The sequence below is a fragment of the Methylomonas sp. EFPC3 genome, from assembly GCF_029643245.1.
Lineage (GTDB): Bacteria > Pseudomonadota > Gammaproteobacteria > Methylococcales > Methylomonadaceae > Methylomonas > Methylomonas koyamae_B.
In genome coordinates, this window is the sequence record NZ_CP116398.1 from 154,014 (window position 1) to 168,449 (window position 14,436).

Consider the following 14,436-nt stretch of genomic DNA (forward strand, 5'->3'; position numbering starts at 1 on the left):
ATTTCCAAAGCCTCGCAGCGCATTTGCTCGCAGAATCCGCACAAAGCTTCGTCGCCGCTGAACAGTCTTTGTTCGTGTTGGGATAGCGGGTCACCGCATCTGTCGCAAAAATGAGGATGGCGTGATCTGGTCATGGCAATCGGCTCCGGTTCGGTTGAATAGGATTTAACAACTTTTATCGCTGTCGGATAAGAGAACTATTTCACTTGTGGCAAATCTCGGGCCAAATAACCCAGTCCCGGGCTATGTTTTTTTAAGTGTTTGAACCTAATAGGTTTTATTGATTTTTGATGGAGATGTTTCGGGGGTGGCGGCGAGTGGGAATGGCGAAAGTCGTTACTAATATTCGTAGCGGATACGACATTTCGTAAATATTATCGCTTAGCCGCGGGATGGCAGTATCTGGCGGCGGCGATTACGAAATCGCGTTAACAATGTTTGGAAATGTGATACATTCCGCTAAATTTTTACCCGGACTTGTACTTTCAACCAATAGCAATCGAGCCAGGCTGCTTTCGGCAGAGACTCCCCAACATGCGGCGACCGAACCGTTTAGTGAACTTTTCCCGTAATCTGCGAATGCTGGCCGCGGCTATTTGCGGCTTGGCCGCCGCTGGCGGTTCTGTGCAAGCGGCCGGCCTCGGCCACGCCGGTCACGCCGGCCATCCCTCGAGTTCCGATTCCAGCCTGTTGCCGGGCGATCTGCTGCTGTTTCCGGATTTGACCGGCATCGTCCGCTACGACCAGGAGCCGCAAAAGAAGCTCAGTACCGGCGACGTGATCCCCGCGATCAACGTGTTTTACACCGCCGATTACCAGCGTTTCCGTTTTCTGGGCGAATGGCTGGTCAGCAGCAAAACCCATAACCTGGAACGCTTTCAACTCGGCCTGCACCTCGGCGACGAATCCAGCCTGTGGCTGGGACGGTTTCATAACCCGATCGGTTACTGGAACATGCAATTCCACCACGGCGCGTTTTTGCAGACCACGATCAGCCGGCCCGGCATCATGGCCTTCGAAACCGCCGGCGGCGTGATTCCCTACCATCTGACCGGTTTTCTATGGGAAGGCGTGCACCAGCTCGGCGAAGGCGGGGTTTATTACACGATCGGCGCCGGCGCCGGCCCGCAAATCAACCGTGGCCTGGAAGCCTTCAATCTGGTCGAACCGGCCGGCTCGCACCGACCGGCCGCTTCGTTCCGGCTCGGTTATCAACCGGTCAGTTTCGGCGTCGACGAGTACGGCATCTCCGGCGCTTACAACCAGATCCATTCCGACGAATTGGCGGTCAACAACGTCACCCAATACGTCGCCACCGCCTACGCCAATCACCAGATCGATGCAGTTACGCTGCTCAGCGAACTGGTCTACGTCAATAACCGGCTGGAAAATCCGCACGGCGGCGCCAAGAACGACGACTTTCTCAGCGCCTACGGCCAGGTGGAATGGGAGGTGATGCCGCGCTGGACCCTGGTCGGCCGGGTGGAGGGCACTTTCGGCGCCAACCGCGACCCCTATCTGGCGATGTTCCCCAAATTCGTCGACGACCGTTTCATGGGCGCCGTACGCTACAAAGTCAATAACAACATGGCGTTGAAGGTCGAGGCCTCGCGCGACCATTTGCGCGACGACCATTTCGGCGTGGTGATGTTTCAGTGGAGCGCGGTATTCCCATGAAACTGCGCCGGGGCCTTTACCTGTTCGGATTGCTGATACTGCTGGGCGTGCCAAGCCTGAAGGCGGTTACCAGACAATCCTTGGTGCTGGTGACCGGCTCGGCCTCGACGATTCCGGTGCTGACCGTGCAGGAGGCCAGGAAACTGTTTCTCGGGGTGCCGCTGGAAAAAGACGGCGAACGGCCGGTGCCGTTGCTCAATACCAGCGATCCACTGATTTACGAAGTTTTTCTGCAAAAAGTCGCATTCATGTCGGCCAACGCCTATGAAAACCAGACGATCTCGGTCGTGTTTCGCTTGGGCGGCAAACGGCCGGAGAGCTATAGCGATCTGAAAGATTTGCTGGCGGCATTGCAGCAGCATCCCGGCACCGTGACCTATTTGTGGGAAGACCAGGTGCGGGCCAATCAAGGTATCAAAGCGGTAAACGTGTTATGGCAAGGAGCAGCGGAATGATGCGGTTTTTTCACAGTTTCAACGGGCGGATGATTTTGGCGGTGGTCGGCATCCACCTGTTGCTGGTACCGGTATTGTTGTTCGGCATTTATCGGGTGATCAAACCCAGCGTCGAAGAGCAATTCGTTAATTTCGTCCGGTCGGACGCGCTGTTGTTCGGGAATTTGATCGCCCCGCGCCTGGGCGGCGCCAAAAGCCGCGAGCTGCAGGAATTGTTGGGCGAGTTTTTGCTGAACGGCCGCCTGGCCTATGCCGACATCGTCAGCGAGAGCGGCGAATTGCACGCCGACGTCGAACTCAACGCCAAACAGCAATTCCAGGAAGACTTTTTTTCGGCGAACACGGCGACGACATCTATTTTCTGGCCGTGCCGGTCGCCAACCCTAGCGACGGTTCGCTGGTGATGCTGCGGCTGGGTTACGACGAACGCCAGGTGCGGCACGACATTGTCGTCATTTACCAGCGCAGCGCCTATTTCGTCGCGGTTTATTTGGGGCTGTCGCTGCTGGTCGTCGGTTTGTTCGGCCGCCGTTTGGTCAGCCCGTTGGAACGTTTGCGCGACGAAGCCGAACAGATCGCTGCCGGCAACCACGCCCGCCAATTTAGTTCCGGTACCAAAATCAGCGAAGTGTTGGCCTTGACCGAGCATCTGGAAAAAATGCGGCTGGCCTTGGTGTCGGCCCGCGATGCGGCGTTGCAGGCGGCCGGCGCCAAGACCGAGTTTTTGGCGAACATGAGCCACGAGATTCGCACGCCGATGAACGGCATCATGGGAATGATCGGTTTGGCCTTGCGTACCGAATTGACGCCGCAACAGCGCGAGTTTTTAGGGATGGCCAATAGTTCGGCCGACGCCTTGCTGCGCATCGTCAACGACATTCTGGATTTTTCCAAGATCGACGCCCGCAAGCTGGAGCTGGATCACGCACCGTTCAAATTACGCGAGAGTCTGGGCGACACCTTGAAGCTGCTGGGCGGCCATTCCCACGAAAAGGGCCTGGAACTGATGCTGCGTATCGACCCGGAAACCCCGGACGATCTGATGGGCGATATCGGCCGTTTGAATCAGGTCATCATCAATTTGGTCGGTAATGCGATCAAATTCACCCAGCATGGAGAGATCGTATTGCAGGTGAAACCCGAGGCGGTCAACGACGACCGGGTGCGGCTGCATTTTGCGGTGCAGGACACCGGCATCGGCATTCCGCACGACAAACAACAGTTAATCTTCGAGGCCTTCGCTCAAATCGACGCCTCATCGACCCGCAAATTCGGCGGCACCGGACTGGGGCTATCGATCTCGTCGCGGCTGGTCGAATTGATGGGTGGCCAGTTATGGCTGGAAAGCGAGGAGCACAAAGGCAGCACCTTTTATTTCAGCGCCTGGTTCGAGCGTTATACCGGCAGCGAAGCCGATGCCGCGGCGCCGGCCCTGATCGACGTCAAAGGCCTGCCGGTGTTGATCGTCGACGACAATAACATCAATTTGCGGGTGTTCGAGGAAATCCTGCACCATTGGGGCATGGCGCCGACCACGGTCGACAGCGGCGAAGCGGCGATTGAGGCCTTGCAGCGCATGGCTGAAACCGGCGGCACCTATTCCCTGATCCTGCTCGATGCGATGATGCCGATCATGGACGGCTTCATGGTCGCGAAAACGATCCGGGAAGACCCGCGGCTGGAGCCGGTGACGATCATGATGCTGTCCTCGGCCGACCGTCCCGACGATTCCGAACGCTGCCGCGATTTGGGTATCAATTTATACGTGCGCAAGCCGGTCAAACACTCCGAATTGTGGCATGCGATCCAATCCGCGCTGGGCAAGGCGGATTCAAGGCAAACCGGCAACCAGCCTGTAATGTTGGCCCAGCCGCCGCGCTTGCTGAAAATTTTGTTGGCGGAAGACAATCCGGTGAACCAATTCATGGCCGTGGCCTTGTTGGAAGAACGTGGACACAGCGTCCAGGTTGCCAATAACGGCCAGGAAGTGTTGGATATTTTGCAGCAGGACCAATTCGATTTGATCCTGATGGACGTGCAAATGCCGGTGATGGACGGTTTTCAGGCCACTCAATCGATCCGGGCCGCCGAAGCGCAAACCGAAAAACGCCAGCGCATCGTGGCGATGACCGCCCATGCCCTGAAGGGCGACCGGGAACGTTGTCTGGCCGCCGGGATGGACGATTACATCGCCAAGCCGGTGCAGGAACAGGAATTATTGGCAACTGTGGAGTGTTGGAACATGGCAGCGGAACAGCTTGGTACGCAGGATGGCGGGGCGGCGGCCGAGCCGCCGGCGCTGGAATGGCAGGAGGCGTTGAACCGGGTACGGGGCCGCGGCCAATTGCTGGGCAGAATGATGTCGCTGTTTCTGGAACAGTCGTCGGGATTGCTGGAAGACGCCGCCCAGGCGATCAAACGCCGCGATGGCGAAGCCTTGCGCCTGTCGGCCCATACTCTGAAAGGTTCGGCCAACAGCATCGGCGCTTTCGAATTCGGTCAGATCGCCCAGCGCCTGGAAAGTAGCGGCCTGGAAGCCGCATTCGACGATGCCGAAACCGATTTGCCGTTGCTGCACGTGGCGATGCGGCGTCTGGAGCCTGAAATTCAAACCTTCCTGGCTGAGCACAGCGTATGACAAACCCCGCCCGGTCCGACGCCAAACCCACCATCTTGATGGTGGACGACAATCCGGTGAATCTGGAAGAGCTGGCGTTTTTATTGAACGATGCCGGTTTCGACGTGCTGCGCGCCGAGACCGGCGAAACCGCGCTGGAACTGGCGAAAAGCCGGCAGCCTGATCTGGTGTTGCTGGACGTGCTGATGCCGGGTGTAGACGGTTTCACCACTTGCGCCACCTTGAAAAGCCATCCGGCCACGCGCGAGATTCCGGTGCTGTTCATGACGGCGCTGGCCGACACTGCCAACAAGGTGCAGGGCTTTCATGTCGGCGCGGTCGATTACATCACCAAGCCGTTTCAGTACGAGGAAGTCATCGCCCGGGTACAAACCCATCTGACCTTGCAAAAGCTCAAATCCGAGCTGCAGGAAAAGGAGCAACGCCTATCGCGCATCTTCGAAAACGCGATGGATGCGATTCTGGCCTTGGACCAGGACGGGCGGATTACCATGTTCAATGCCGCCGCCGAGCAGATGTTCCGCTGCAAGGCCGGCGACAACATCGGCCGTTCTGTGGATCGCTTCCTGTCGCCGGAGTTGTACAAGACCGTGACCAATTTTCGCGCTGGCGTGCCGGCCAAACAGGCGATCTGGATATCCGAGGGCATGACCGCCCGCCGCGGCGACGATAGCGAATTCCCGATCGAAGCCACGATATCGCGGGTCGAAGCCTCCGGGCAGCAGCTCTACATCCTGATTCTGCGCGACATCAACGAACGCAAGGCGCGGGAGCAGGCGGAAGCGGAGTGCCATACCCTGCGCGGCATCAACTCCTACCTGCAGGAGGAAGTCCTGGCCAGCCGCGACGGCGAGGAATTGATCGGCAACTCGGCCGGCCTGCGTCAGGCCATGGCCCTGGTCAAGCAGGTGGCGGCGACCGACGCGACGGTTTTGATCACCGGCGAGACCGGTACCGGCAAGGAGTTGATTGCCCGGGCAATCCATAATCTGAGTGGACGCAAGGACAAGACGCTGGTCAAATTGAACTGTGCCACGATTCCGGAAAACCTGGCGGAAAGCGAATTGTTCGGTCACGAAAAGGGCGCCTTCACCGGCGCGATCAACCGCAAACTGGGCCGGTTCGAGCTGGCCAACGGCGGCACGCTGTTTCTCGACGAAATCGGCGAACTGCCGCTGGAAATGCAGGCCAAACTGCTGCGGGTATTGCAGGAGGGCGAATACGAACGGGTCGGCGGCACCCAAACCCTGAAATGCGACGTGCGGGTCATCGCCGCGACCCACCGCGATCTGGCCCAGTTCTCTCAAGAGGGCCGGTTCCGCGCCGACCTGTATTACCGGATGAACGTGTTTCCGATTCATTTGCCGCCGCTACGCGAACGCAAGGAAGACATCCCGCATCTGGTGCGGCATTTCATCAACAAATACGCCGCCAAATTCGGCAAGAAGATCAGCGCGATTCCGGATCGGCTGATGTCGGACATGCAAAGCTACATCTGGCCCGGCAATATCCGCGAATTGCAACACATCATCGAACGCGCGGTGATCCTGACCAACGGCTCGCAACTGGCCAACGTCGAATGCGTGCACGCCACCGCGCCGGTCGGGGCCACGAGCTCAGCGCCGATCGTGACGCTGGACGAAGCCGAACGTCAGCACATTCTGAAAGCGCTGGAAGCCACCTCCTGGCGCATCGCCGGCAACCAGGGCGCCGCCAAAATCCTCGGTGTGCCGTCAACCACGTTGCGTTCGCGGATGGAGCGTTTGGGTATCAGCAAGCCGGCCTGAGCCGGCCGGCGCTTGCCGGCCCTAAAACCGTTGGTCCCGAGGGTGTGGGAGGGCGGCATCACATGGGTTCAAACAGCCCCGAATCCAAGGTCAGGCACCACAGGGCTGGTTTAATAAATGAAAACTGCCTAGCGCATAACGGGCATTCTTCCCAAGGCAGAATGTGCGCGCTTGCCGATAATGCCGGTTTTAACTTTTACCGGTATTTAGTATGCGCCAGATCATTTACGCCCTCGGATTCTCTCTGCTCTGCAGCCAAGCTCAGGCCCACGGCCCGACCCCGCAAAAGGCCAAAGAAAGCGTGACGATTCAGGCGCCGGTCGCCAAGGTCTGGGAAGCGGTGAAAAACTTCGACGATATCGGCCATTGGCATCCGGATTTGAAGGCGGCCGAGGGCGACGGTAAAAACCAATCCGGCGGCACCCGCAAACTGACCTTCCAAAACGGCGAAAGCATCGTCGAAGAACTCGATTACTACAACGACGCCGAACACGAATACAGCTACCGGCTGAAAACCGAAAACGTCAAAGCCTTGCCGACCAGCTCGCACACCGTCGATCTGAAAGTCGCGCACGGCGACAGCACCGATTCCACTGTCGTCACGCTGAAAAGCCGCTTCTACCGCGGCGACACCGGCAACACCCCGCCGGAAAACCTCAGCGACGCCGCCGCGGTCGAGGCCATGACCCGGTTTTTTAAAGATGGCTTGAATGGGTTGAAGGCGAAGTTGGAGAAGTAGCGGCGGCTGTTTTGTCCGCCTGTAGACGTCAGTTGTGTCGCTGACGCGACGGGTTTTAAAGTCGGGTCTCGGCCCGACAGCCGAGATACTTTCTTTTGCTTGGCCTCGGCAATTGCTCCATGCGTTGCTCTACCTCCTGCATCCATGCAGAAGGTGGCGAAGCCGCAATAACCCTCTCCTGATGGAGAGGGCAGGGTGAGGAGAACCAAAAAAATCATTTTTCCGGCGATTTGGCGTCCGAAACGCCGATTCAATCGCTATGCTGTTGAAGAGGCGCAGCGTCCCGTCAAACGGTTCCCAGGTAGAACGAGGGAGACCTGGAAATTCAACGCCCGTGCTACTATTAAGCACCTAATGGTAATGACGGAAATGACCGGTAACTCATGATCGACCCCACGGCGTTACGCCCAAAAATCAAAAAATGCCTTAACGCGCTGGATGCGACCAAGCCGGTGGTTTTCGGCGACCATCCGTTGATCGAACGAGGCGTTAGCCAGGAACTTTACGTTGAAGGTTTGCACGGCTCGGAACGTGCGTTGGTGCAAGTGCTGGCCGACCGTATCGATTTCGACGAAGGCGGCGGTACCTATCTGTTTTCCGGCAATCGTGGCACCGGCAAAACCACCGAATTGATGCGGCTGGCCGAAATGTTGCGCGGCTTCGGTTGCGAAGTGTTTTACGTGGACATGGCCGAATATCTCAACCTGACCATGGCGGTGGAAATCACCGACTTTCTGATCAGCATGCTGGGCGGTTTGTCGGAAAAAGTCGAACAACGTTTCGGCGACGACCCGGCGCGGACCGGCTTTTTCGAACGGGTTTGGAATTTCTTGCAAAGCGAAGTCAAGATAGATGAACTCGGTTTGGAAGGCGGAGATGACATTAAAGCCAGCCTGAAAATGTCCTTGCGCGAAAACCCGACCTTCAAGCAAAAGCTCCAGGAAAGTACCCGCGGCCACGTGGCCAAGTTGATGCAGGAATCCCGCCAATTCGTGGAAAGCACCGTCGAGTACATCCGCCAACAAAGCGGCGATCCGGCCAAAAAAGTGGTGCTGTTGCTGGATTCGGTAGAGCGTTTGCGTGGGGTTGGCGATAGCGAAGACGTGGGTAAAGTGTTTAAAAGCGTGGAAACCATATTTTCCGGCCACGCCGACAAGCTGCGCTTGTCGCCGTTATATTTGGTTTGCACCGTGCCGCCGTATTTGACCGCACTGGCCGGCAGTTTGGCGGCGCTATACTCCGGTGGGCGGATTTACATGCTACCCAGCGTCCACGTTTACGAAAACCGCCCGGAGGATGGCAAAGCCCCAGTGCCTTCGCCGACCGGGCTGAATGCCATGGTGGAAGTGGTTGGCCGCCGTTTTCCGGAATGGAGCCAATTTTTTACCGGGGAACAATTGCTGCGGCTGGCCGCCAACTCCGGCGGCGACCTGCGCGACTTTTTCCGCATGGTCGGTTTGAGCATTACCGAGGCTTTGTACCAAACCAGCCTGCCGCTGCCCGATAGCGTATTAAATGCCGCCGAAAGCGCCTTACGCAACGACATGCCGTTGGCCGACGACGACAGGCAAAAATTATCGCGGGTACTCAATACTCATGAACGGCCCTTGGAAAGCCTGGACAAACTGCCGGACTTTGCTCGCCTGATCGAAGGCAAATATCTGCTCAATTACCGTAACGGCGTGGATTGGTACGACGTACACCCGCTGCTGCGCGACAGCGTGGCCCGTGGCGGCTGATTCTGCCTATCGGGCGGAGCTGGACGCTATCTGGCGCCGGCTGCGCCCGCATCTGGAGTGGGCGGACGGCTTCAAACTGGCGATATTGTTCAGCCGCCATCCGGCCCCGGCCGAGGCGCTACGCCAACGCCTGTCGGATTTGCTGGCTTTCAATACCTTGCCGGCGCGGCACTTGGTTTTACAGCATCCCGAACAATTGAACGACACCTTGGCAGCGGTGTTTGGGTATCGGCCGTTAGCCGCCGCCCGGCCGCCGCTGTGGCTGGAGGCGCGGCTGGACGGTGCCGCCCAGCGCCAGGCGGTCTGGCAATTGTTGTCCCGCCTCAACGAACGGCGTTTTTTGCTGGAACGGGACATGGCCTGCCCGTTGGTGCTGGTACTGCCCGCCGAACTGCGCCCCGAAGTGCCCGTCATGCTGCCGGACTTGTGGAGTATCCGCAGCTTTACCGCCGACTTGCCGCTGCCGACGCTGCAACAACCGCCCGCCCGCCAACCCGAATCCGCGACACCGGCCGTTGCGCCGGCTGGCGGCCAAGCCTCGGCGGCGGAGCGCGAATGGCAGCGGCTCTGGCAAACCACCGCCGACAAATCCCGCTTGGCGGCGGAGGCCGGCTTCGCTGCCGCCGCAGAGGCTTTGGAGCGCATGGATTACGCCGCCGCCGGCCAAATCGTCGGGCAACTGTTGCCGCTGCTGAAGCCGTTAGCCGAGCCGCAAAATACGCCATCGGACCAATTGCGCAATTACAGCGTCGCTTTAAATTACGCCGGCGACGTCGACCGAGCCCTGGGTCGGCTGGAAGCGGCCGGCGCCGCCTATGCGGAAAGTCTGGAATTGTGTCGGCAACTGCGCACTGCGCTGGGCGACGCCCCGCAAACCCTGCGCGATTTGAGCGTGGCGTTGGACAATGTCGGTGACGTCGAGCAAGCCCTGGGCCGGCTGGAAGCGGCCGGCGCCGCCTATGCCGAAAGCCTGGAGCTGCGTCGGCAACTGCGCAGCGCGCTGGGCGACGCCCCGCAAACCCTGCGCGACTTGAGCGTGTCGTTGAACAAGCTTGGCGACGTCGAGCAAGCCCTGGGCCGACTGGAAGCGGCCGCCGCCGCCTATGGCGAAAGCCTGGAATTGTGCCGGCAACTGCGCAGCGCGCTGGGCGACGCCCCGCAAACCCTGCGCGACTTGAGCGTGTCGTTGGACAATGTCGGTGACGTCGAACAAGCCCTGGGCCGGCTGGAAGCGGCCGGCGCCGCCTATGCCGAAAGCCTGGAGCTGCGTCGGCAACTGCGCAGCGCACTGGGCGACGCCCCGCAAACCCTGCGCGATTTGAGCGTGTCGTTGATCAAGCTCGGTGACGTCGAGCAAGCCCTGGGCCGGCTGGAAGCGGCCGGCGCCGCCTATGGCGAAAGCCTGGAATTGTGCCGGCAACTGCGTAGCGCGCTGGGCGACGCCCCGCAAACCCTGCGCGACTTGAGCGTGTCGTTGGACAATGTCGGCAACGTCGAGCAAGCCCTGGGCCGGCTGGAAGCGGCCGGCGCCGCCTATGGCGAAAGCCTGGAACTGCGCCGGCAACTGCGCAGCGCACTGGGCGACGCCCCGCAAACCCTGCGCGATTTGAGCGTGTCGTTGATCAAGCTCGGCGACGTCGAGCAAGCCCTGGGCCGGCTGGAAGCGGCCGCCGCCGCTTATGGCGAAAGCCTGGAATTGTGCCGGCAACTGCGTAGCGCGCTGGGCGACGCCCCGCAAACCCTGCGCGACTTGAGCGTGGCGTTGGGCAATGTCGGTGACGTCGAGCAAGCCCTGGGCCGGCTGGAAGCGGCCGGCACCGCCTATGCGGAAAGCCTGGATCTGCGTCGGCAACTGCGCACTGCGCTAGGCGACGCTCCGCAAACCCTGCGCGACTTGAGTGTATCGTTGATCAAGCTCGGCGACGTCGAGCTAGCCCTGGGCCGGCTGGAAGCGGCGGGCGCCGCCTATGCGGAAAGCCTGGATTTGTTCCGGCAATTGCGCACTTCGCTGGGCGACGCCCCGCAAACCCTGCGCGATTTGAGCGTGGCGTTGATCAAGCTCGGTGACGTCGAGCAAGCCCTGGGCCGGCTGGAACCGGCCGGCGCCGCCTATGCGGAAAGCTTGGAACTGCGCCAGCAACTGCGCAACGCGCTGGGCGACGCCCCGCAAACCCTGCGCGACTTGAGCCTGTCGTTGAACAATGTCGGCGACATCAAGCAAGCCCAGGGCCGGCTGCAAGCGGCTCGTGCCGCCTATGCCGAGAGTTTGGCGATTTGTCAGCGTTTGACCGCCGTATTGCCGGAGGTGCCGCAATTTGCAGACGATTTGAAATGGGTGCAAGCCAAGCTGGATGCACTTGATGGTTAGGGTTTGCTAAGCGCCCCCGGACAGCGGAACCGTTGACCTCTGTCTTGATAACCAATCCCCTTAAGCCGCCGAACTCTTAACAATCCCCTGCCGGCTGGCGAGCAACGTCATTTCCGACATCGTTTTAACGCCCAACTTTTCCTTGATTGCGGTGCTGTGGTTGCAGACCGTCTTGTAACTCAAACACAGTTTTTCTGCGGCTTCGCGGGTGCTGAGGCCGTTGGCCAGCAGGCAGAAGATGTCGAACTCGCGCGGCGACAGCGATTTGATCTTGTACGACTCGTCCTGGCCTACCGCCATGTTGACCGCCAATTGCTGGGCCAGGTCGGGGTCGATGTAAGTGTTGCCTTCGGCGATGGCGCAGACGGCGGTGACCAAGGTGTCCGGTTCGTTGTTTTTAGTGATGTAGCCTTTGGCGCCGGCCTTGATCGCGCGGGTGACGTAGACCAGTTCGTTATGAATGCTGAAGACCAGTATCCGGCAAGCCGGGTGCCGGCTCAGCAGGCGCCGCACCGATTCCAGACCGCCCAGGCCGGGCATCGATAAATCCATCACCACGACGTCCGGGGTGTGCCTGGAATAAATCTGGCAGGCGGTTTCGCCGCGGTCGGCTTCGTAGATTTCGCCGATGCGCTCGGACAGCGACAGGTAGGTCTTGTAACCGGCTCGGACCACGGCGTGGTCGTCCACCAATAACACGCTGATTTTGTTTGCCACAGGCAATACTTCCTCTTTCGCGGATTGCTGAATCGTTTCCGGCCGTTTCTATGCTCGCGGCCGCGGCCATCATGCCGTTTTTTGATCTGCGAAACCATGGGAGCTTTTCCTGTTTGCAGTTGGTTGGCGATGGGAAAGATTCCGCTGCTTTTCACGCGATTTTCCCGTGCTTTTCGTGGATTATTCCGTAACGCCGGGCCGGGCGGTTTCTTTACCATTTCCCGTCAGCATGGCCCGGTAGGTCTAAGTCAATGATGTGTGCGAATTGATCGAGACTGCTGATCTGAAAAAGTCAGGAGATTGCCGTACTGCGGCGTCTCGCGTTAACGGATAAACGCCAAAATCAAAGCACAGCTTGCTATTGATTTTGCCCGGATACGCCCGTCGCGTATCCGCTTTTAACGGAAGGCTCCCCTAACCAACCGATTTGCCGGGCCATGCACTCTAATAAACAACATAGGAGGATTCATGCAAATTTCACGGTTTGCCAAGAACGTGGCGACATCGGCCGTTTTGACCGGAGCAGCGTTGAGCGTGCCGCAATCGGCGCAAGCGAATAAAGAGCTGGAGCAACTTTCCAAACAAAACACCAATTGGGTGATGCAGACCAAGGATTACGGCTCCACCCATTTCAGCGAGATGATCGACATCAACGCCAACAACGTCAAGAACCTGAAAGTGGCATGGTCTTTCTCGACCGGCGTACTGAACGGCCATGAAGGCGGGCCGCTGGTGGTCGACGGCATTATGTACGTACACACCCCGTATCCGAACAACGTGTTCGCGATCGATTTGAACGAGCCGGACAAGATCCTGTGGCAGTTCAAACCCAAACAAAACCCGGCGGCCCGCGCGGTTGCCTGCTGCGACGTGGTCAACCGCGGTCTGGCCTATGCGCCGGCCGGCAAGGATTATCCGGCCACGATCTTCTTGAACCAGTTGGACGGTCACGTCGTGGCTTTGAACGCCAAGACCGGCGAGCTGCGTTGGAAAATGGAAAAACTCCGACATCGCCATGGGCTCGACCTTGACTGTCGCGCCGTTCGTGGCCAAGGATAAAGTCATCGTCGGTTCCTCCGGCGCCGAACTGGGTGTGCGCGGCTACGCTACCGCCTTTAACATCAAGGACGGCAAGCAAGAGTGGCGGGTTTACGCCACCGGTCCGGACGAAGACATCAAATTGTCGAAAGACTTCAATAAAGCTAACCCGCATTACGGCCAGTTCGGTCTGGGTCTGAAAACCTGGGAAGGCGACGCCTGGAAAATCGGTGGCGGCACCAACTGGGGTTGGTACGCTTACGACACTGAGTTAGAAATGTTGTACTACGGCTCCGGCAACCCGGCACCGTGGAACGAAACCATGCGTCCCGGCGACAACAAATGGACCATGACCATCTGGGGCCGCGACATCAACAGCGGCGAAGCTAAATTCGGCTACCAAAAAACCCCGCACGACGAGTGGGACTATGCCGGCGTCAACTACATGGGCTTGTCCGAGCAAGTGGTCGACGGCAAGAAACGCAAACTGCTGACCCATCCGGACCGTAACGGTATCGTTTACACCCTGGACCGGGAAAACGGCGATCTGATCAATGCCTTCAAGATCGACGACACTGTCAACTGGGTGAAAAAAGTCGATCTGAAAACCGGTCTGCCGGTGCGCGATCCGGAATATTCGACCCACATGGATCACCAAGCCACCGGCATCTGCCCGTCGGCGATGGGTTACCACAACCAGGGCATCGAGTCTTACGACCCGAATAAGCAACTGTTCTTCATGGGCGTCAACCACATCTGTATGGATTGGGAACCGTTCATGCTGCCTTACCGGGCCGGCCAATTCTTCGTCGGCGCGACGTTGAACATGTATCCGGGTCCTAAAGGCACCCTGGGTCAAGTCAAAGCCATGAACTCGGTCACCGGCAAAATGGAATGGGAAGTTCAGGAGAAATTCGCGGTCTGGGGCGGCACCATGGCCACCGCCGGCGACTTGGTTTTCTACGGCACCTTGGACGGCTACATCAAAGCCCGCCACTCCAAAACCGGTGAAGAGCTGTGGAAGTTCAAACTGCCTTCCGGCGTTATCGGTCACCCGATCACCTATAAACACAACAACAAACAGTATGTTGCGATTTATTACGGTGTCGGCGGTTGGCCGGGCGTTGGTTTGGTATTCGACCTGGCCGACCCGACCGCCGGTCTGGGCGCGGTGGGTGCGTTCAAGGAATTGGCGCACTACACCCAAATGGGCGGCGGCGTGATGGTGTTCTCGCTGTAAATCGTAGGGTGGGCATGCTATGCCCACCTGGTTGCCGA

Annotated in this window: 9 protein-coding genes and 1 pseudogene; 9 read left to right on the forward strand and 1 reads right to left on the reverse strand. The window is 59.0% G+C overall.

Annotation, left to right across the window (positions count from 1 at the left end):
- Positions 1-555: 555 nt before the first annotated feature.
- From PL263_RS00705 to PL263_RS00740, 8 genes are all read left to right on the forward strand, one after another.
- Complete coding sequence (locus PL263_RS00705; RefSeq protein WP_278211223.1) at positions 556-1,677, forward strand: hypothetical protein; 1,122 nt, start codon at positions 556-558, stop codon at positions 1,675-1,677.
- Positions 1,674-2,132: a hypothetical protein gene (locus PL263_RS00710; protein WP_278211224.1), complete on the forward strand. Its 459-nt coding sequence runs from the start codon at positions 1,674-1,676 to the stop codon at positions 2,130-2,132. The genes PL263_RS00705 and PL263_RS00710 overlap by 4 nt, the downstream gene beginning before the upstream one ends.
- Positions 2,129-2,536, forward strand: coding sequence for a hypothetical protein (locus tag PL263_RS00715; protein ID WP_278211225.1), 408 nt, complete (start codon positions 2,129-2,131; stop codon positions 2,534-2,536). The genes PL263_RS00710 and PL263_RS00715 overlap by 4 nt, the downstream gene beginning before the upstream one ends.
- The gene (locus tag PL263_RS00720) at positions 2,500-4,770 is read left to right on the forward strand and encodes a response regulator (protein WP_278211226.1); all 2,271 of its coding nucleotides are present in this window, start codon (positions 2,500-2,502) and stop codon (positions 4,768-4,770) included. Before PL263_RS00715 ends, PL263_RS00720 begins: the two co-directional genes overlap by 37 nt.
- Positions 4,767-6,557, forward strand: a complete 1,791-nt coding sequence (locus PL263_RS00725) for a sigma-54-dependent Fis family transcriptional regulator (RefSeq protein WP_278211227.1) — start codon at positions 4,767-4,769, stop codon at positions 6,555-6,557. Before PL263_RS00720 ends, PL263_RS00725 begins: the two co-directional genes overlap by 4 nt.
- Before the next feature lie 211 nt (positions 6,558-6,768).
- The gene (locus PL263_RS00730) at positions 6,769-7,296 is read left to right on the forward strand and encodes an SRPBCC family protein (protein ID WP_278211228.1); all 528 of its coding nucleotides are present in this window, start codon (positions 6,769-6,771) and stop codon (positions 7,294-7,296) included.
- A gap of 383 nt (positions 7,297-7,679) precedes the next feature.
- Positions 7,680-9,035, forward strand: coding sequence for a hypothetical protein (locus PL263_RS00735; RefSeq protein WP_278211229.1), 1,356 nt, complete (start codon positions 7,680-7,682; stop codon positions 9,033-9,035).
- On the forward strand, positions 9,025-11,403 hold the full coding sequence (locus PL263_RS00740) for a tetratricopeptide repeat protein (protein ID WP_278211230.1): 2,379 nt from the start codon (positions 9,025-9,027) through the stop codon (positions 11,401-11,403). Before PL263_RS00735 ends, PL263_RS00740 begins: the two co-directional genes overlap by 11 nt.
- A gap of 60 nt (positions 11,404-11,463) precedes the next feature.
- On the opposite strand, the gene PL263_RS00745 is transcribed toward PL263_RS00740, so the two are convergent.
- Positions 11,464-12,120 carry a response regulator transcription factor gene (locus PL263_RS00745; RefSeq protein ID WP_278211231.1) on the reverse strand — a complete coding sequence of 219 codons (657 nt, stop codon included), beginning with the start codon at positions 12,118-12,120 and terminating at the stop codon, positions 11,464-11,466.
- A gap of 468 nt (positions 12,121-12,588) precedes the next feature.
- Between PL263_RS00745 and PL263_RS00750 the strand changes: the two are divergent.
- Positions 12,589-14,398 (forward strand): annotated as a pseudogene (locus PL263_RS00750) (methanol/ethanol family PQQ-dependent dehydrogenase).
- Positions 14,399-14,436 lie beyond the last annotated feature (38 nt).